At 38.1% G+C, this 20,381-nt stretch carries 18 protein-coding genes and 2 riboswitches; of the genes, 12 read left to right on the top strand and 6 right to left on the bottom strand.

Annotated features, from left to right (window positions below):
• Positions 1-6 precede the first annotated feature (6 nt).
• Both IEV85_RS05245 and IEV85_RS05240 read right to left on the bottom strand, forming a co-directional pair.
• A complete protein-coding gene (locus IEV85_RS05245) occupies positions 7-693 on the bottom strand; it encodes a response regulator transcription factor (RefSeq protein ID WP_188460909.1) in 687 nt (228 codons plus the stop codon).
• A complete protein-coding gene (locus IEV85_RS05240) occupies positions 671-2,257 on the bottom strand; it encodes a sensor histidine kinase (protein WP_188460907.1) in 1,587 nt (528 codons plus the stop codon). The genes IEV85_RS05245 and IEV85_RS05240 overlap by 23 nt, the downstream gene beginning before the upstream one ends.
• A gap of 117 nt (positions 2,258-2,374) precedes the next feature.
• A riboswitch (TPP riboswitch) is annotated at positions 2,375-2,470 on the top strand.
• An 8-nt stretch (positions 2,471-2,478) separates the two neighbouring features.
• On the opposite strand from IEV85_RS05240, the gene IEV85_RS05235 reads away from it, so the two are divergent.
• The 6 genes from IEV85_RS05235 (at position 2,479) to IEV85_RS05210 (ending at position 10,413) form a co-directional block, all read left to right on the top strand.
• A complete protein-coding gene (locus IEV85_RS05235) occupies positions 2,479-2,820 on the top strand; it encodes an ABC transporter substrate-binding protein (protein WP_188460905.1) in 342 nt (113 codons plus the stop codon).
• Between the two features lie 31 nt (positions 2,821-2,851).
• Positions 2,852-3,052 (top strand): hypothetical protein, encoded by a 201-nt coding sequence (locus IEV85_RS05230; RefSeq protein ID WP_188460903.1) that lies wholly within the window; start codon positions 2,852-2,854, stop codon positions 3,050-3,052.
• Between the two features lie 10 nt (positions 3,053-3,062).
• Positions 3,063-3,160, top strand: a riboswitch (TPP riboswitch).
• Positions 3,161-3,214: 54 nt separating this feature from the next.
• Positions 3,215-5,500, top strand: a complete 2,286-nt coding sequence (locus IEV85_RS05225; protein WP_188460901.1) for a TonB-dependent receptor domain-containing protein — start codon at positions 3,215-3,217, stop codon at positions 5,498-5,500.
• A 73-nt stretch (positions 5,501-5,573) separates the two neighbouring features.
• Positions 5,574-6,638: a DUF6687 family protein gene (locus tag IEV85_RS05220; RefSeq protein WP_188460898.1), complete on the top strand. Its 1,065-nt coding sequence runs from the start codon at positions 5,574-5,576 to the stop codon at positions 6,636-6,638.
• Positions 6,639-7,022: 384 nt separating this feature from the next.
• Positions 7,023-9,485: a bifunctional aspartate kinase/homoserine dehydrogenase I gene (gene thrA, locus IEV85_RS05215; RefSeq protein ID WP_188460896.1), complete on the top strand. Its 2,463-nt coding sequence runs from the start codon at positions 7,023-7,025 to the stop codon at positions 9,483-9,485.
• Between the two features lies 1 nt (position 9,486).
• Positions 9,487-10,413 carry a homoserine kinase gene (locus tag IEV85_RS05210; protein ID WP_188460894.1) on the top strand — a complete coding sequence of 309 codons (927 nt, stop codon included), beginning with the start codon at positions 9,487-9,489 and terminating at the stop codon, positions 10,411-10,413.
• Positions 10,414-10,462: 49 nt separating this feature from the next.
• On the opposite strand, the gene IEV85_RS05205 is transcribed toward IEV85_RS05210, so the two are convergent.
• Both IEV85_RS05205 and IEV85_RS05200 read right to left on the bottom strand, forming a co-directional pair.
• Positions 10,463-11,902, bottom strand: a complete 1,440-nt coding sequence (locus IEV85_RS05205; RefSeq protein WP_188460892.1) for an aldehyde dehydrogenase — start codon at positions 11,900-11,902, stop codon at positions 10,463-10,465.
• Positions 11,903-12,688: an SDR family oxidoreductase gene (locus IEV85_RS05200; RefSeq protein WP_188460890.1), complete on the bottom strand. Its 786-nt coding sequence runs from the start codon at positions 12,686-12,688 to the stop codon at positions 11,903-11,905.
• A 202-nt stretch (positions 12,689-12,890) separates the two neighbouring features.
• Here IEV85_RS05200 and IEV85_RS05195 point away from each other — a divergent pair, with 202 nt between their 5' ends.
• The 6 genes from IEV85_RS05195 to IEV85_RS25210 all read left to right on the top strand — a co-directional run bounded on the left by IEV85_RS05195 (position 12,891) and on the right by IEV85_RS25210 (position 17,901).
• Positions 12,891-13,421, top strand: coding sequence for a 3-hydroxyanthranilate 3,4-dioxygenase (locus IEV85_RS05195; RefSeq protein ID WP_188460889.1), 531 nt, complete (start codon positions 12,891-12,893; stop codon positions 13,419-13,421).
• A gap of 1 nt (position 13,422) precedes the next feature.
• A complete protein-coding gene (locus IEV85_RS05190) occupies positions 13,423-14,472 on the top strand; it encodes an amidohydrolase family protein (RefSeq protein WP_188460886.1) in 1,050 nt (349 codons plus the stop codon).
• Entirely contained in the window at positions 14,459-14,944 is a 486-nt protein-coding gene (locus IEV85_RS05185) for a methylated-DNA--[protein]-cysteine S-methyltransferase (RefSeq protein ID WP_188460884.1), read from the top strand. Before IEV85_RS05190 ends, IEV85_RS05185 begins: the two co-directional genes overlap by 14 nt.
• A gap of 79 nt (positions 14,945-15,023) precedes the next feature.
• Positions 15,024-16,337, top strand: a complete 1,314-nt coding sequence (gene kynU / locus IEV85_RS05180) for a kynureninase (RefSeq protein WP_188460882.1) — start codon at positions 15,024-15,026, stop codon at positions 16,335-16,337.
• A gap of 4 nt (positions 16,338-16,341) precedes the next feature.
• Positions 16,342-17,673, top strand: coding sequence for an FAD-dependent oxidoreductase (locus IEV85_RS05175; protein WP_188460880.1), 1,332 nt, complete (start codon positions 16,342-16,344; stop codon positions 17,671-17,673).
• A gap of 102 nt (positions 17,674-17,775) precedes the next feature.
• The gene (locus IEV85_RS25210) at positions 17,776-17,901 is read left to right on the top strand and encodes a BLUF domain-containing protein (RefSeq protein ID WP_188460878.1); all 126 of its coding nucleotides are present in this window, start codon (positions 17,776-17,778) and stop codon (positions 17,899-17,901) included.
• A 239-nt stretch (positions 17,902-18,140) separates the two neighbouring features.
• Here the strand turns inward: IEV85_RS25210 and IEV85_RS05165 are convergent, their stop codons facing one another.
• Positions 18,141-18,596 (bottom strand): hypothetical protein, encoded by a 456-nt coding sequence (locus IEV85_RS05165; RefSeq protein WP_188460876.1) that lies wholly within the window; start codon positions 18,594-18,596, stop codon positions 18,141-18,143.
• Between the two features lie 25 nt (positions 18,597-18,621).
• Positions 18,622-20,160, bottom strand: a complete 1,539-nt coding sequence (locus IEV85_RS05160) for an MltF family protein (protein WP_229712516.1) — start codon at positions 20,158-20,160, stop codon at positions 18,622-18,624.
• Between the last annotated feature and the right edge of the window lie 221 nt (positions 20,161-20,381).

Here is a 20,381-nt window from a genome sequence, read left to right as displayed (position 1 = left end):
AAGTGTTCATATCATTTTATAACCTACCCCATGCACAGTTAAAATTATTTTAGGGTCGTTAGGGTTAAGCTCTACCTTTTGCCTTAACCTCAAAATAAAGTTATCTATTGTCCTTGTAGTAGGGAACTCATCATAATGCCAAATATTTTTAAGAAGCTCATCCCTGCTCACCACCTGATGCTTATGTTGTAGCAAAAAATGAAGCATCTCAAATTCTTTATGACTCAACTTTACTTCCTCCCCTCTACTATTAGCCAGGTAGTGTTCAAAATCTACTTCAAGCAGACCTATTTTAAAAAGCTTATCCGGTTTAACCGTACCTCCTGAATTTTGTGTCCGTCTTAAAATAGCTTTTATTCTGGCAAGTAGTTCTCTTAAACTAAAAGGTTTGGTGATATAATCATCGGCACCTAACTCTAACCCCAATACCCGATCTATTTCTTCTCCTTTAGCGGTGAGCAATATCACAGGTGTTTGTATATTTTTCTGTCTTAACTTCTTACAAACATCAAATCCAGACATTTCAGGCATCATAACATCTAAAATAATTAGATCAAATGAATTGCTCTCTGCCCTATCTAAAGCTATTTTTCCGTTTTCGGCAAGCACCGTCTCATAGCCCTCAAATAATAAATTATCTGAAAGCCCTTCACGCATTGCTTTTTCATCATCAACTATTAATATTCTGATCATTTTTAACTTCAAGAGGGAATTTTAAAATAAAAGAACATCCTTTACCAAACTTGTTTTTTAATCTCACTTCACCTCTATGCGCCTCCATTATATGTTTTACAAGGCTTAACCCCAATCCTGTCCCTTTCGTTTTTTGGGTTAAAGAACGTTCCACCCTATAAAATTTATCAAAAATCTTGGATTCTTCACCATCAGGTATCCCTATACCATTGTCTTTTACTTCGCAATATGCATACTTGGTATCACTATAGGTTGAGATAATGACTTGTATAGAGCTTTCATTATATTTAATTGCATTATCAATTAAATTAGAAATAGCTTCTTCCAACGCTTGTTTATCAGCAGATATATAAATTTCCTTTTCATTCAATTTCAACTGATTCTGAACCTGCTTTTCCTCAAAGCTATGCGAATATTGCTCATAAACATCCTTAACAACCTCATTTAAAGATATTTTACCCATCTGATAAGTTTTTCTGTTAGCCTCTATCCGGGAGAAATCTAAAATATTATTTACCAGATAAGTAAGTCTGCCTGATTCCTGAAATATAACATTGTAGTAATGCTTCTTCTTTTCGTCAGTAGGAGCTCTACCTAATAAAAGAGTTTCTGAATACATTCTGATAAGCGATAGAGGGGTTCTTATTTCATGGGAAACATTAGCTACGAAGTCAGACTTTAATTCCGCAATCCTTAATGCTTCTCTGATATTTTTAATAATTACTATCACACCTATTACTATAATTAACACTGTGATAATTAAGAATGTGAGATTTTTTCTACTTCTTTGGCGCACTAAGTCAATATAATTTTCCCCGGATGACTGTATTGCGATTTTCATGTTTGGCAAAATCCATAAATTATTCTTTACGTATCCTTTTGCCAGGTTGAAGTTTCCTGTACTGTAAATGACTTGAGGAGGAGCTTCATTATTAAATTGCAAAACTGCCAGTCCAAAATTATCAGTAGCTATTTTTTGCATTTTCCCTCCTAAAACACCCTCAGTCCAATACCTCTCTTCCAGTAAAATCAAAGCATTGTAGAGGGTGGCAGAATCCTGATCAAACAACATAAATGTAACACCTACCTGATTATTCCCCAAGCTATCCTCATCAATCCACTCAACAGGCTGAATTTTCTGAAAACCAGCCTTCATATAGCTTGAGAGCTTATTTAATAGGCTATCATTCTTTGCAAGCCACTTCCTCATTTTCTCGCTATTATGCTGCGATTTGTTAATGTAGTCGCTGTAAAACAGCGTATCTTTTTTGGAATTAATATTGGTTATTGCCAGCAATTGAATGGATTCGTTTGACAAAATGAGCTCTTCAGCATTTTCATATAGGGAACTCTCTCGAGCACCTAACTGCCTGGCCCAGCCCGACATTACATCATCCGCATATTGATTGAGTGAGAAAAGAACAGTTTCCATCTGCTTCTGATATATTTTTTCTGCCATTTGCTCATCATCGCTCAATGATAATAGCTGCAAATATCCATAAAACAAAACCGGAACAATAATGACCGCTATAATTAGTAATATGATGCGAAGCTGCTTACCCATAACCTCTCAAAGGAATAATCTAAAGTAGTAAATTAATCAATAGTTAAACTAATTTCTTCACCTGCTATTTTCATTATAAATTGTTGGGTACTTCCACTTTTCCACTATACCTTTACATAAAATAAAAGGGGGTGCCTTATAACAACGGGCTGAGAGTATACCCTAAACCTGATCCCGGTAATGCGGGCGTAGGTATTTTTAACTTAACTAATTCTATAACAATGCATACTTTAAAAGTAGCACTTGATTGGACTCCCAACACCAATCATACAGGCTTTTTTGTAGCTAAAGCAAAAGGCTTCTATTCGGACATTGGTCTGTCCATTGAATTAAGGTCACCGGAGGAAGATAATTATCAGACCACCCCTGCAAAGTTAGTTGCTGGAGACAAGGCTCATTTTGCTATAGCTCCTTCAGAAACTGTAATCAGCTATCAAACGCTTCCTGCCAAACCAAATTTAATAGCTGTGGCTGAAATGATTAAAAAAGAGGGTGGCAAAGGAAATCATATTAAAATAACACCAGCAAAGCTGGGAATTTGGGCTTTTGAATGGAGCAGCTGAAATTTTAGCCAACTCATCAAAGCACGACAGCTTGAATGATATAGAATTTCTGAAAGAAAGCCAGACGTATATTGCTCAATTCTATGTTAATAAAGAAAACAAATGGGGCCGGATGGAAGCCTCCAGATGGGATTCATTTTTGCACTGGCTCATCAAGAATAAATTAATTACCAAAAAAGAGGAAACTTTGTTGGCTCAACAAACATTGTATACCAACAAGTATTTATCATAAAAATTTAGCTTTACAAAGCTAGGGGTGCCTTAATACAACGGGCTGAGATTATACCCAATGAACCTGATGCCGGTAATGCGGACGCAGGGAGAGGTTTAAGGAAAAACAAAGAGAAGTAAGTACCCCGCTTCTCAAATGTTCAACTTACAAACAACAACTAAAATGTTAAAAAAAATCACCAAGTGTGTAGCAATTATATGGATGTGTATAGCTACTAATGCTGCTGTGGCACAGTACACGCTAAGCGGAAAAATTACTGACAATCAAAACGAACCTTTACTAGGTGCCAATGTGTACCTGCCTGAATTAGAGAAGGGTGCTGCAACAGATGCCTCTGGCAATTACAGGATAGATGACATTACTGCCGGATCCCATCAAATTAAAGTCACTTTTGTCGGCTTTGACGAAGTGCTTAAGCAAGTAAACTTCAGTAAGAACATGATTCTCGATTTCACATTAAGCCCTAAGACATTTCAATCTGAAGAGGTAACGGTAAGGGCTATCAGAGCAGAATCACTTGCTCCTATTACCCAGCAAACGCTCAATCAGGTAGAAATAAATGAGGTTTTTAATGGGCAGGACGGTGCATTTGTATTGGAAACTTTAACTCCCTCCATACAGGTAAACTCGGATGCAGGAACCCGCTTTACCAACTATGGAAGCATGCGACTGCGTGGAATTAGCCAAAAGAGGATTAATATTACACTTAATGGTGTGCCTTTAAATGACATGATGGATCAGGGCGTTTACTTTTCCAACTTTACGGATTTCACCAACAGTATAGAGTCAGTTCAGGTACAGCGAGGGGTAGGCACCTCAACTAATGGAACAGCCTCTTATGCCGGTTCTATCAGCTATGAATCAGAAAATCTGAATCAGCCAAATCCTGAAACAACGGTTTCTTTATTAGGAGGTTCTTTTAATACATGGCAGGGAAGTGCAGAAGTAAAAACAGGCCTTTTGGAGAACAAAACAGCTTTTTATGCCAGAATGAGTAAAACTTACAGCGATGGCTATCGCTACCATTCAGGCACAGATTCTTACTCAATGTTTTTCAGCGGAGGTTATTTCGGAGAAAAAGATGTAGTGAAAGTGACCGGATTTTTAGGTAAAACCAAAAATGACCTGGCCTACAGCCCGGTGCCTCTATCACTTATTCAGCAAGACCCTAAAACCAATGTAAACAGTTCTAACGACAATGATGATTTCGGACAATCTCTGCTTCAGGTGGAGCATGCTCATTTTTTTAGCGGACAAAAAAGTATTACTTCTTCTGTTTATTATGGTGCAGCCGGTGGTGATTTTCCTTATGGTTATGATGATGAAGGAACCTTTACTCAAATCAACTATCCATTGTATAATGACCACTTTGGAGCAATGAGTTATTACAATGAGCAAGCTGGTAATTTAGATTGGAGCGCAGGTGTACATGCTTATACTTTCCTGAGAGAAAATATTGAACAAATTGTACCCAACTATACTGACCCATACTATCAGGATCAATCAACCAAAAATGAAATCAGTGTTTTCGCCAAGGCCTCTTATCAATTGAATAATTTAACTGCCTTTGCTGATGTGCAAGCACGATTTGTAAGTCTGGACATGGAGCCTGACCCAGAGTTTTTAGGTTCTGATCAGACTATACCTACCTATAACTGGCAATTTTTAAACCCAAAAGTGGGAGTTACCTATCAGTTAAATAACTGGAGTAATGTATATGCTTCCTTTGGAAGAAGTGGAAGGGAGCCCAATAGAGGTGACTACCTGGGAGATACACAAATTAATGCAGGAAATATTGACCTTCTGCAAGATCAAGAGGCTGTTCAGGCCGAATATGTGAATGATTACGAGTTGGGATACCGTTTAGGAAGATCAGATTTTCAAGTAAATGTAAATGCTTTCTATATGGATTTTGAAAATGAAATTGCTCCAATCGGTGCGTATATTCCTCAGTATTTCCTTCAATTATATGAAAACCAGGAAGACTCCTACAGGACTGGAATTGAACTGGACTGGAATGCAAAGATCATTAATCCGCTAACATTCTCAGGAAATGCCACCTTTATGCGAAGTATAATTTCCAGCTATAGCCCTGAGGGAAGTACTGAAACCTTTGAGGATATAAAAACACCGTATAGCCCGGAAGTATTATTAAACGCCCTTTTGCAGCTAAAAGCAACCAAATGGCTAAACTTTGGGATTCATGGCAGGTATGCAGGAAAAAGCTATACAGAGCTAACCAACAATGAAGACTTTATTTTACCTTCCTACTTTGTTACCAATGCAAGAGTGAATACTAAATTTGCTAAAAACTATAGTTTTGAAGTAGAATGGAATAATATTTTTAACGAGAGATATTATACTGATGGCGCGCCAAGTGGAAATGAAATGGCGTTCTTCGTGCAGGCACCTAGCCATTTTTACTGCACTTTTACGGCTAAATTTTAATCCTTCTTAATAAGAACCTATCCAATTTTTTCAACTTTGGATAGGTTTATTTCCCTTTAACAAAGAAAAAAATATGACTATCAAGACTTTTATCCCTTTTTACGACATTAAAAATCATCCTGATGAGGTATTAATAATTGATGCGCATCATCCACTGGGGTTTGACCTCTCTCATTGGAGAGGAGCACCCGTGCCGGAAGGATGTGAAGCTGACACAAGTACGGAGATAGTACTTAAAGCTCTTGAAAAAGGCATTCCTGAACTGGATAAAAAGTATGTAACTAACAATCATTATGATATCGATGGTTTTCTGGGGATATGGGCTGTCTGCAACCCGGATTTAGCAATACAAAACAAAAAGCTATTAATTGAAATGGCTCAAATTGCTGATTTTAGAGAGGTAAATTATAACAATCCGCAATGGAAACTTGCTTTAAAATTAGTATGCCTGCTAAACAAACTGGAAGCCGAGAAATTCTATCCTCCTTTTGGAGCACCTGATATTGCAGAAAAAGAGATGGAAGCCTGCGTTCCTAAATACCACTACTTCCTGGAAGAGTTTGGAAAATACCTGCTAAGTCCGCAAAAAGTCGTAAAAACAGAGGAATACCATCAAATCATGCGAGAAATTGAAGGGGAAATAAGCAGAACTACTCTTCCTTCCATAAGAATGCATATTGCGGAAGCCAAAAATCCTCTTCATTATTACAACTTATATGCCCAAAGCCAGCAGGCAGATATAGTAATGAGTATATATGGCGAGAATAGGTATGAGCTGGAATATAAATATACAACATGGGTCAGTACCACCAGAAAGCATTACCCAAGAATAAGTCTTCAATTATTATGCGATACTTTAAACGCATTAGAGCCCTCAGAAAAAAAGTGGACTGCAGAACACTTTACTGATACGGCACCTATACTAAGGCTGCAGGGAAAAAAGTTATCTAAAAAAGAACGCTACCTAAGTCCTACTGAACGCCCTATTTACAGTTCAGGAATCTCTCCGGAAGTATTCAAGAATATTTGTATCGAGTACTTCGAAGAATTCTACAAAGAATTAGAGCCTGGTGAAACACTGGAATGGAATGAAGTGAGAAGAATTAATGAGACACTTTTCAAAAGCGTAAAAAATTAATTGCTCAGCTTTAAGAAAATTAAACAAAGGACAATAATCACCCTTGAAAATTTTACTAACTCCACTAAAAGCAAACTTTTATACTGATTAAATAAATAAAAACCATTAACAAATAACATTTTTTGTGATTTTACTTTATTTCTAAATAATAAAGACTTAGTTTTCGGACATCAAGTAAATAATGTCACAAAATCTAAGTACATATTGCTCTTCTTGTTCCGCTCGTATTTCTCAATACGCCAGTGGATTCATAGCTATTGGCATTTCATTTACTACAGGCATTACAATTACCCCTTTGCGGGGTTAAATTTCACATATCCTCCCAGAAGCAGGGCTTCGCACTTTCAACTTAAGTTTTAATTATTACTTTAATTCAATATTACCATGCAGGTTTTAAAATTTGGAGGTACATCCGTAGGTACCCCGCAAAACATACGTCTTGTAAAAGAAATTGTAGCCGAAAAATCATCTCATGAAGCTACAGTAGTTGTAGTTTCAGCATTCAGCGGCATTACTAATAAGCTTATTCATTGTAGTAAATTGGCAGCCAAAGGAGATGAGAACTATCAGGAATTGCTGAATCAAATCATTCAAAAACATATTGAAACTACCCAGGAGTTAATTAGTGTGAAAAATCAAAGCCCTATAATGGGGCAGGTACGCTTACTTTTAAACGAGTTGGAAGATATTCTCCGAGGTGTGTTTCTGGTACAGGAACTTTCCGCTAAAACCACAGACAAAATAAGCTGTTATGGTGAGATATTATCCGCCAGGATAATAACCTACTACCTTCAGGAAATGAAAATGGATGTTGCTGCTGCAGATCCTAAAAAATTTATATTTACTGACAACCATTATGGAAAAGCCAATGTGTTCTTTCAAGAGACCAACGAGGCCATCCATCAATATTTTGACGGCTCCAGGAAAGTCTACGTTTGCCCGGGCTTTTTAGCATCAGCCCTTAATGGTGAAACCACCACTTTAGGGCGCGGTGGCTCAGATTACACTGCTGCCATTATTGCAGCAGCTTTAAATGCTCCTTGCCTTGAAATCTGGACCGATGTAAGCGGAATGATGACCGCTAATCCGCAATGGGTACCTAATGCTTATGTAATTGATGAAATGGATTATGAGGAAGCGATGGAACTAACGCATTTCGGAGCAAAAGTACTTTATCCACCTTCTATAGCTCCCGTACTGAGAAAAGGAATCCCAGTTTATATCAAAAACACTTTTAAAAAAGAAGATGCAGGCACCAAAATTCATGGCTTAGGTAAAAAGAACGGGAAGATCATAAAAGGTCTTTCATGTATTGAGAATATTGCCCTGCTCAATTTGTCAGGCAGCAGCATGGTAGGTATTCCTCACTTCTCTTTCAGGCTTTTCCAAACGCTGGCTTCAGTAAATATTTCTGTGATTTTAATTACTCAAGCTTCCTCTGAACACTCAATTTGTGTGGCAATTGATCAGGAAGAAGCTGAAAAAGCAAGAGTGGCAATTGAAAAAACCTTTGAAGAAGAAATCCGCCAGCAGAAGTTAAACCCATTGACTATCGATATGGATTTGGCCATTGTTGCCCTTGTGGGTTCCAACATGAAAGAACAGATTGGGGTAAGTGGAAGAATGTTGAGCATTCTGGGAAATAACGGAATCAACATTATTGCCATAGCCCAGGGCTCATCAGAAAAAAACATATCTGCGGTTATTCAAAAGAACCAGATCAAAAAAGCACTTAACAGTTTACACGAAAGCTTTTTCCTCTCTGATATCAAACGTGTAAATCTGTTTGTAGTAGGCACCGGAAATGTTGGAAAAGCTCTTCTTAAGCAGTTAGCACTACAAAGTGATTATTTAAAAGAGAAGTATCATTTGGATTTGCAGATCGTTGGAATCTCCAACTCAAGGAAGATGTGTTTTGATGAAGAAGGGATTGATCTTAGCGATCCTGTTGCAAAATTAGATCAGAGTACAGAAAAAATGGATATCAATAATTTCCTTCAACGTATGATCAGCATGAACCTTCGTAATAGCATCTTCATTGACAATACTGCTAACGAAAGTATTGCTGAAACCTACGCTTCCATCTTACGGCAAAGCATTTCAGTGGTTACACCCAACAAAATTGCCTGCACAGGAAAATATGCTGATTATAAAAATTTGAAGACCACCGCATTACGTTATAAAAGTCATTTCCACTTTGAAACTAATGTGGGGGCAGGCCTTCCTATCATCAATACACTAAATGACTTGATTAAAAGTGGGGACGAAGTAATGGGCATTCAGGCAGTACTTTCAGGAAGTCTAAACTTCATTTTTAATAATTACGATGGCAAAGGAGCTCAATTTTCTGAAGTGGTGAAGCAAGCACAAGTGGAAGGTTATACAGAGCCGGACCCAAGGCTGGATTTAAGTGGTGCGGATGTAAAAAGGAAAATCCTGATTTTATTACGCGAAAGCGGATTTGAAATGGAAATGGATGATATTAAGGCAATTCCTTTTATTCCTGACGAGTGTATGCAGGCTCCAACTGTTGATGCATTCTTCGATTTGATGGCCAAAAACGAACCTGTATTTAAAGCAAAAATAGAAGAAGCTGAAAAAGCAGGTAAAAAGTTGAAATATGTAGCTACTTATAGTAAAGGAAAAGCAGAAACAGGATTGCAGCTGATAGAAAAGTCTCATCCACTTTATAACCTGGAAGGAAAAGACAATATTGTGCTTTTTACTACGAAGCGATATCCGGAACAGCCTTTAGTTGTAAAAGGGGCCGGGGCCGGGGCAGATGTTACTGCCTCTGGAATTTTTGGAGACGTCATGAGAATAGCCAATACTTTTAGAGAAAATTAAAATGGACAAAATTAAAATTTTCGCTCCAGCCACTATTGCAAATGTGGGCCCGGGATATGATATTTTCGGGCTCGCTTTAGAGCATATTGGCGATACTATTGAAATGAGTTGGAGAGATGACGACCAAATTCAAATTGATCCATTAGATGGATTTCCTGAAATTCCGGTAGCAGCTTCCAAAAACATTGCCGGAATAGTAGCACAGGAAATGCTCAAGAAACAAAACATCAAAAAAGGACTGAATATCCGAATCAGCAAAAATGTAATGCCTGGTAGCGGACTGGGGAGTAGTGGCTCCAGTGCTGCAGGGGCTGCCTTCGCCCTGAATGAACTGCTAGGAAAGCCCTTTTCTTCAACTGAACTTATTCAATTTGCTATGTTAGGAGAAAAAGCCACTTCAGGAAAAGCGCATGCAGACAATGTAGCGGCTTCTCTTTTAGGAGGTTTTACTATTATTAAAGGCTACAAACCTTTGCAAATTTTCAATATTCCATTCCCTGAAAACTTGTATATAGCAGTGGTACATCCTCAAATTGAAGTAAAGACTTCTGATTCAAAAAAAGTGCTTAAAAAAGAATTAGGGCTTGATGCCGTTATTCAGCAAGGAGGAAATATAGCAGGACTGGTTGCCGGCTTAATGGGCAATGATTTTAAATTAATTGGAGCCAGCATGAATGATTTAATTGCTGAGCCCATCCGCTCTTTTCTTATTCCTGGCTACCATCAGGCAAAAAAAATGGTGCTTGAAAATGGAGCTATTGGTTGTAGCATTTCAGGATCAGGACCTTCTATTTTTGCTTTTACGGATGGAAAAGCGAAAGCAAAAGAAATTGCCAAATTACTTTCAGATTTTTATAATCAGCTGGAAATTGACAATAAAGTATATTGCTCTGCTATTAATAAAAAAGGATGTGAGGTTAAACTGTAATCCTCACATCCTTTCAAAAAAGTTAAATTCTTTACTTCTTAAATATTTACTAGTATTTAACACAAACATTTTTACTCTCTGTAAAGAAATTCAAGGCCTGTAGACCTCCTTCCCTACCAAGTCCACTTTCTTTCATTCCTCCAAAAGGAGTGCGTAAATCGCGGTTCATCCAGCAGTTAACCCAAACAATGCCCGTTTGTAATTGCTCACTAACCCGGTGGGCTCTATTCAGGTTACTGGTCCAAATAGTACCTGCCAATCCGTAGTTTGAGTTATTAGCCATTGAAAGCGCTTCATTCTCCTCTGCAAAAGATGCTAAGGTGACTACCGGACCAAATATTTCCTCCTGATTCACTCGGCAGTTGGGCCCAAGCTTCTCAAAAATATGGGGGCCTAAAAAGTATCCGTTTTTGCAACGATTATTATAAGCTTCTACTTCTTTTCCATATAAAAGCTTCCCTCCTTCCTCTTTGGCTAAATTGATATAAGATTTGATTTTTTCAAGGTGATTAAGAGATACAATAGCACCTAAATTATTCTCTTCCTCTAAAGGGTCTCCAACTCTTAATTGCGCTACCTTTTCTACAAATCTTTTTTTAAAATCCTCATAAATAGATTTTTCCACAAGAATTCTGGAAGCGCATAAGCAAATCTCTCCCTGGTTGGTAAAGCTAGCTTTTACCAGCTCCTGCACAGTGAATTCTAAATCACAATCAGCAAAAACCAATGCCGGATTTTTACCCCCCAACTCAAGTGAAACTTTCCGCAACATAGGTGCTGAAGTTGCTGCAATTTTTTTACCCGTGGCTGTTCCGCCTGTAAATGAAACTGCTTTTATATGTTTATTCTCAATGAGTGCATTTCCAATTCCTGCTCCTGACCCATGTAAAATTGAAAGCACACCTGTCGGAAGACCTGCCTCTATGCATAATTTACTAAAAAGATAAGCTGTATAAGGAGTTACTTCAGAAGGCTTGGCTATTACACAATTGCCAGTTGCCAATGCGGGGGCTATTTTCCAGGTAAATAAATATAGAGGTAAATTCCATGGAGAGATACAAGCAACAATTCCCAGTGGTTGTTTTAAGGTGTAGTTAATTGCATCAGGTGTAGCATGTGACTCAGAACTGAACTGAGTGATTGCCTGAGCGAAGAAACGCATATTAGCACTTGCCCTGGGAATATCTATTGTGCGAGCCAACCGCAAAGGCTTGCCTGTGTCAGTAGTTTCTGCCAGAGCTAATTCTTCAGCATTGGCTTCTATCAAATCTGCTATTTTAGTTAAAACTGTTGCTCTCTCCATAGCAGAGCTACGGCTCCATAAAGGAAAAGCTGATTGAGCAGATTGAATAGCCTTATCTAAATCAACAGCTTCACACTCGGGTACTAATGAAAAAACTTCAGCCGTAGCAGGATTTATACTTTCGTTATACTTTCCGGACGAAGGAGCGTGAAGTTCTCCCCCAATATAATTACTTATTTTCTCCATTTACATACAATCTAATCTACCTCCATCAACCGGTAAATTGACACCTGTTATATAGGCCGCTCTTTCGGAAGCCAGGAATAAAACAGCATCAGCCGTTTCATGAGGTTCGGCAAAGCGCCCTGCAGGAATTTGCGCATGCATTTCTGTTGTAACTTCTTCCATGGATTTGCCTGAATCTTTACTTTTTTTCTGAATGAGGGATTCCAAGCGCCCTGTTAATGTATAGCCAGGTAAAACATTATTAACCGTTATGCCAAAACCACCTAACTCTTTAGATAGCGTTTTAGACCAACTCGCCACAGCACCTCTAATGGTATTGGAAACACCCAAATTAGGTATTGGCTGCTTTACTGAGGTAGAAATGATGTTGATAATCCTTCCTGAATTAGCTGCTTTCATTCCTGGCAAAACTGCTTGCACCAAATATTGATTACATATTAAATGCTGCTGAAAGGCCTGCAAAAAATCATTGACATGGGCATCGGAAATAGCCCCGGGCCTTGGCCCTCCTGTATTGTTAATAAGTATGTCAATTGCATTTTGCCCTACATAATTATTAATTTCACTTTTAACCAATTGAGGGTTGCTAAAGTCTGCCACTAAAAGATGATGTTCCTGCCCCTCATCAGTGGCTAACATACTTAAAACACCTGCAAGCTTTTCCTGATCTCTGGCCATTAAAGTAACAGCCGCACCTTCTCTGCTTAATCCTATAGCAATAGCTTTTCCTATGCCGGCAGTACTTCCACAAACTAATGCCCGTTTGCCCTTAAGTTTTAAATCCATGATTTCAATTTGTAAATTTTATCTATTTTCAGATCTTTTTAAGATACGATTTTGCGTATATGTCGCTATAAGAATAATGGAATTTTTTACCCTATAATTATCCTTGAGACTTTATTCTCAGTCTTAATTTCATTAAATTTAAAGGATTAACAAAGCGTGAGCTGATTTTACTTCCTGAAAAATATATTAAATATTTGACTTTATGGCAATTAATAAACCTTTCAATTTAATTAAGTGGGTTGAGGAAAACCGTGAGCTATTAAAACCACCAGTTGGAAATAAAAATTTATATACTGAAGCGGATGATTATATAGTGATGGTAGTAGCCGGCCCCAATGCACGTAAAGATTACCATTACAATGAAACGGAGGAGTTATTTTACCAATTGGAGGGTGAAATAACGGTAAAAGTTCAAGATGAGGGAAAAGCTGTTTCTATGGATTTAAAACCAGGAGATATGTTTTTATGCCCGGCCAGAACGCCTCACAGCCCAATTCGTAAAGAAGGTTCTATCGGCTTGGTGGTGGAAAGAAAAAGGAAAGATACTCCAATGCAGGATGGGTTAATGTGGTTTTGCGATAATTGCAACAATAAACTACATGAAACTTTTTTCCCCCTGCATGACATTGAAAAGGATTTTCTTCCTCGTTTTAAGGATTTTTATGGTTCTAAAGCATTAAGAACCTGTAATAATTGCGGGCATGTAATGGAAACAGATCCAAGATTTGTCTGAAATGGAAAAAATAAGCGACATAGCATATAAAAGACCTTTAAAAGTTGATATCCATACCCATATTTTACCCAAAACATGGCCTGACTTAAAGGAACGTTATGGTTATGGAGGATTCATCAGGTTGGAGCACCACAAACCGTGCTGCGCAAGAATGATGATGGACGATAAATTTTTCCGCGAAGTAGAGGATAATTGCTGGGATCCTGAAGTAAGAATCAAAAGCTGCAACCATCATCATGTGGATGTGCAGGTGCTGTCTACCGTACCGGTTATGTTTAGCTATTGGGCAAAAGCACATCATGCATACGATCTTTCCATGATTTTGAACGATCACATTGCATCGGTAGTAAACCGCTACCCCGACAGGTTTATTGGATTGGGCACACTTCCTATGCAATCTCCTGAATTAGCCATTAAGGAATTAGAAAGGTGTGTGAAGGAATTGGGCCTGGCAGGCATCCAAATTGGCACGCACATTAATGAATGGAACCTGGAAGCCCCGGAAGTTTTTGCTGTATTCCAGGCAGCTGAAGATCTGGGGGCCTCTGTATTTATCCATCCGTGGGATATGATGGGTAAAGATGAAATGAAAAAATACTGGCTTCCCTGGCTGGTAGGAATGCCGGCAGAAACCAGCAGAGCCATTTGCTCCATGATATTTGGAGGAGTATTTGAGCGCCTCCCTCAATTGAAAGTCGCTTTTGCGCACGGTGGAGGTTCATTCCCTTCTACTATTGGTAGAATTGGTCACGGATTTGAGGTAAGGCCGGATTTATGTGCTATCGACAATCCCATTCACCCAAGAAATTATTTAGGGAAATTCTTTGTGGACTCCCTAGTTCATGACACAAACAGCCTGAAATATCTGATTAAAACAATGGGGGAAGACATGATTGCTCTCGGAACAGACTACCCTTTTCCATTAGGAGAACTAGAGCCCGGTAAACTTATTGAAGAAAGCAATATAAGCAATACGCTGAAAAATAAATTATTAGGCCAAAATGCCCTCAATTGGTTAGGGATTCATCAGGAAAAACATGTCGCACAATAGCTACTATTATTTACAAACTCCTCTCGGCTTTTTAAAAGTTGAAGTCTTAAAAAATAAGTTAATTGCTATTTCATTTGTGGATGAAAAGCAGGAGACTTCAGGTATAAAACCAGAAGTGATAATGCAATTAGAACAACAATTGCAGGAGTATTTTAACGGTCTGAGAAAAAAATTTACCGTACCTTACCTACTTCAAGGCACTGAATTTCAGATTCAGGTGTGGGAGAAATTAAATGAAATAGCTTGTGGAAAAACCATCAGCTATGGTAAATTTGCTGCACAATTAGGAGATATTAAGAAAATTAGAGCTGTTGCAAATGCAATAGGCAAAAACCCCTTACCTATTATTATACCGTGCCATAGAGTGGTAGGTGCACAAGGCCAGTTAACTGGTTACCTGGGAGGTTTACAGAGAAAAAAGATTTTAATAGAAACTGAGCATCAAAAGCAACTGAATCTATTTGCAAAATAATTGAAGCAGAACAAAGTGGATTAGTTGATAACATGACAGCTGCACAAGCTGTTAGAGAATTAAATTTTATAAGAACTGAATGAGTCAATCATACGAGAACACATTGGCATTTGCCAAAAAAATGGATCAGGAAGATCCTTTAAAAAAATATAGACAAGAGTTTCACATTCCGGTAATTGACGGAAAGCAAGTGATTTACTACACAGGTAACTCATTAGGTTTGCAACCTAAAAGAACACGTTCTTTTATAGAAAAAGAATTGAAAGACTGGGAGCTCTTTGGTGTGGAAGGTCATTTCAATCAACAAAAAGAAAACATCTGGTATAATTTCCATAAGTACAGCAAGAAAGCACTGGCTGGTATTATGGGCGCCAAAGAAGAGGAAGTGGTTTCAATGAATAACCTGACAGTAAATTTACATTTGCTAATGGTTTCCTTTTACAGGCCTACTGCCAAAAAATTTAAAATCATTGTAGAAGCAGGTGCTTTCCCTTCCGATCAGTATGTATTTGAATCTCAACTTAACTGGCACGCTTTCCATGGGGGCAATAAATTATTTGATCCGGTTGAAGCTTTAGTTGAAATAGCACCAAGAGAAGGTGAAAATACCTTAAGGAATGAGGATATTATAAACACTATAGAAAAACATAGTGAAGAATTAGCCCTGGTACTTATGGGAGGCATACAGTACTATACAGGCCAATTTTTCAATTTGAAGGAAATCACGGAGGCTGCACACAAGGCTGGTGCTTATGCCGGTTTTGATTTAGCCCATGCAGCAGGAAACATGCACTTGAAGCTACACGATTGGGATGTTGACTTTGCCACCTGGTGTACCTACAAATACCTTAACTCAGGTCCTGGAAATGTATCCGGAATTTATGTTCACGAACGTTTTGGCAACAGTCCGGAAATTCCGCGATTAGCCGGCTGGTGGGGACATAAACAAGATGAACGCTTTAAAATGAAAAAAGGCTTTATTCCTATGGAAGGGGCTGATGGATGGCAATTAAGTAATATGAATATTATTGCAGGAGCTGCACATTTATCTTCTCTGGAGATATTTTCTGAGGTAGGAATGGAAGCATTGCGCAGTAAAAGTATTTTACTTACCGGCTATTTAGAGTACCTGATCAAAGAAATTAATAAAGAAGAAAAAATCTTTGAAATTATTACTCCGGAAAATCCGGAAGAGAGAGGTTGCCAGCTTTCTCTTTTCACTCTAAAGTATGGCAAATCCTTATTTGATAAGCTGATGAAGAGAGGTGTTTTAGCAGATTGGAGAGAACCTGACGTTATCAGATTAGCTCCAGTACCACTTTATAACACTTTTGAAGAGCAATATCAGTTCGCTCAGATTCTGAAAGAATCTTTAGCAGCGCTTAAACAATAAAATTTTGAGCAGAAAAGTAGAACATATCGGTGTATTGGGTGGCGGTTTAGTAGGAGCCCTTAATAGCATCTATCTCAGAAAAAGGGGATACAGGGTAAGCCTCTTTGAAAAACGCCCTGATATCAGAAAAGCAGGAACTGACTCTGGACGGTCTATTAATTTAGCGCTTAGCAGAAGAGGGATTAAAGCTATGCAAGATATAGGTGCCTTTGAATCAGTAAAAGACATTTTACTACCTATGGAAGGACGGATGATGCACAGCCTGGAAGGCGAACTAACCTTTCAACCTTATGGAAAAGAAGGCCAGTTTATTAATTCAGTTTCACGAGGGAGATTAAATGAAATCCTCATCAACAAAGCGGAGGAAGCCGGAGTGGAAATTCATTTTGAACATACCTGCCATCATGTAGACCTGAATAAAACTGAAGTGAGCTTTACGTCTCCAAAGGAAAATGTAACTTATCAATTTGATTTAGTGATTGGTTCAGACGGTGCATTTTCGCAGGTAAGACAGGAAATGGTTAAAATCCCTCGTTACAACTATCAGCAATACTATATACCTCATGGTTACAAGGAGCTGACCATTCCACCTACTGAGGCGGGAGACTTTGCTATTGCCCCCAATGCGCTGCACATTTGGCCCAGAGGGAAATATATGCTGATTGCACTTCCTAATGTAGATAGAAGTTTTACCTGTACATTATTTTTTCCCTTCGATGGAGACCCGTCCTTTGAGAGCCTAAAAACACCGAAGGATGTAAAGCAATTCTTTCAAAAGACTTTTCCTGACAGCCTGGAACACATCAGAAATATTGAAGAAGAGTATTTTAAAAATCCCACTTCAGCTCTGGTTACCATAAAATGCTTTCCATGGGTGAAAAATAATTTTGTTTTAATTGGCGATGCTGCCCATGCCATCGTTCCTTTCTATGGGCAAGGAATGAATGCCGGCTTTGAGGACTGCCACGTGTTGAACCAACTTTTAGATAAACATAATGACAATTGGGACGCTACACTTACAGAGTATCAACTGCTCAGAAAAGATGATGCAGACGCCATTGCTGATTTAGCTTTAGATAATTTTGTTGAGATGCGGGATTTAGTGGCAGACGAAAAATTTTTAATACAGAAAAAAATTGAAGCTCGCTTGCACGATCAATTTCCGAAACAGTGGATCCCTCTTTACACGATGGTTACTTTTAGCGATTTAAGGTATTCAGAAGCTTTAGAGGCAGGAAAGAAACAACAAGCCATAATGGATGAAGTGATGAAAAGAAAAGATATTTTGAAAAACTGGGAATCTTTAAATCTACAGGAGATAGTTGATCAATTATAACCCTCTGATTAACCCTTATTATTTCTATTCTATCTACTATTAAAAAACAGTCATGATCAGTATGTCTTGTTATATAAAAAAACAAACCAATTGTAACACGCTATGCTATCACAACTTGTATTCAACTGGTTGAAGGGGGAACCTAAAACCATTATGAATTTATATGACAAAATAAAAGAAGATAGCAGACACACTAATTGTATAATGGTATCTCCTTCTCCTAACTAATTAAGGAAAAAACATTTCCAAGCTGGCATATGGGCTCTAAAAATGTAAGTGAAAATATAATGGATTATCACCATAGAAGAACATTTGATAATATACTTGCAGGTAAGGAGCAGGAAGGGGAGAGTGATAAATACTCTTAAGAAATTCTCTAATAGCAACTAAAGCTGCGATTCTCCATGGAGAAGGCCTGTTGATCGGTTAGAAATTTTCTTCCTATTTGATAAGTTCTAACATTATTCTTACAATATTTGGTCTTCCAGCCCTAATTCCTTTGTAAGTTTTGAAATTGTAGAATTCTCTTCAGCCGAAATTCCATCTGAAGCATGTGCGAATAGGTACATTGTTTCAATTACGAACTCTTTAGCCGCTTCATTCTTTTTTAAATATTCCTTCAAAGCTTGTAAAAACTTCTTTCCCCAAAGCTCCGAATTCTTGATCAGATATCTGAATTCTTCTTTGTAAACCAGCATTAGATTCTCTTTCTTCTCCTTACCCAGGTTTTCAGAAGCAAATTCATCTCCCAGAATCTTGGCTAATCTTTTAACAGCAACCCATTCCTCATCGTCTACCAATCCATCACTTAGTGCTACCCTTAATGCAGGAAAAAGTGTGATAAGATACATAAATTGTTCTTTATCCAACCTGATGGATCGCTCATCAGAATATTCAGCATAAAGTTGATCCAACTGTGCCATATTTTCTCATTGTGAATACTTCACTTTAAAGTACGGAATTATTTGCCTGTAAATTGTTATCCTCCGGTTTTTTTAACAATTGTTTATACTGTTTAAACCTTTCAAAAATTTCCTCTACATAATTTACCGGTTCTGATCCTCTGCAATAGCCATATTTCACAACAGGATCAGTATAATATTTCAATTTTGATTTGAGGAGTAAATACTTAGCAACATTTCCTTCCCATACATCAGGATCGCCACCATACTTTTCCGTTAATCTACGAGCATCCTCTACATGGCCTATTCCAACATTATAAGCAGCTAAAATAAATTTTTGCCTCTCTACACTGTCTTCTATATATTCCTTCATGGTGTTTTGCAACCAGTTAATATAGGCCGCCCCTGCCGTTAAACTTTGCCGGGGATCATTGAGATTTTCAGCTCCAAATTCTGCCGCAGTATTCTCTACTAATTGCATAAGTCCCTGCGCTCCTGCCCATGAAGAAGCATTGGGATCAAACCTGCTTTCCTGGTAAATTAAAGAAGCTAAAAGTCTCCAATCCCAACCAATTTTTTCTGCAGTCTCTTTAATTTGTTCATCATAGGGAGAGAGCTTATCTCCGCTTACGGATGAAAATTCACTGTAAGATCGACTAGCAGATCTTTTCAGATTCTTAAAATACTTATTATAGATGACGTAGTAATCCGTCTTTTTCTGTTTATTTTCCAACCATTGATTAACAGTTGTTTCAAGAGAATCTGCATTAGAGCGGATAGCCCAGGCAATGCGCTGCGAGAAGCTGATGGGTGTTTTTACATCTATTATAGGGTAAAATGTGGCGCTAAGCATGGCAACATCTTCATCAGCAATTGTATACTCAATCTCTCCTTCTGCTACCATCCTGATGAGTTCTTCAACTTCCAGGCTACTGCTATCTTCCAGAATTACTATATCTCCTCCTATCTCCTCAGATAAATTTGCCAGTCTGGCCGCAAAAGCCGAACTTTTCCTCACATGTACATTCTTACCAATCAGTTCCACAGGATCCCGGATTAATTCTTTTTCAATTTCATGAATTTTCATTCTGCGCCAGTTCTTCGGCTTCTTTTGCACCAGTACCTGCCTTGCCAGGTATAATGGCTCTGTAAAATCCACATATTTCTTCCGCTCCTTGGTAATGGTAAGGTTGAATGCGGCAATATCTCCTTCTCCACGATTGAGTTTTTCGAGTGCTACTGCGATATCATTGGTGATGATAATCCTGAGCTCTACGCCTAAATCATCGCAAAACCATTTCAGCATTTCATACTCATAGCCCATTGGGCGACCTTTATAGATAAAATAGCTCGTTGCGCTATTGTCTACAATTGCGTTTAAATATCCTCGCTCCTTAATTTTATTAAGGTCCAGATCAACAGGCTCAATTGCATAACTCTTTTCAAGTTCCTGATCACTATTTTGATTATCTGTTCGTGTAGAACAGGAAAGAATCAGGCACAAAAGGGGTAATATTAAGAACGTTTTCTTCAGTAGAATCATAAATTTGAACAGAAAACTAGCTGGCTGACCAGCTGTTTTCATTTTTCCAATTTATAATATACGCCATTATGCCTTATTATGTGACATAAATTTCATTTTTTCGATAAAAAAGTGACTAAAATCGGCAAAAAGTACATTTAAGATAGCCCGAACCTGATAGTCCCTTCAACTGAAAGGCAAAATAGTTCTCTCCTTCCGGATGGCATCCTGATTGAAAGCATGGATAAAATGTATTCGGTCTAACCTATATACTTTCAGGAATA

Source organism: Marivirga lumbricoides (genome assembly GCF_014636295.1).
In the GTDB taxonomy this organism is placed as follows: domain Bacteria; phylum Bacteroidota; class Bacteroidia; order Cytophagales; family Cyclobacteriaceae; genus Marivirga; species Marivirga lumbricoides.
The sequence above is the reverse complement of the archived record's forward strand: the minus strand, read 5'-3'. Positions and strand labels throughout refer to the sequence as shown.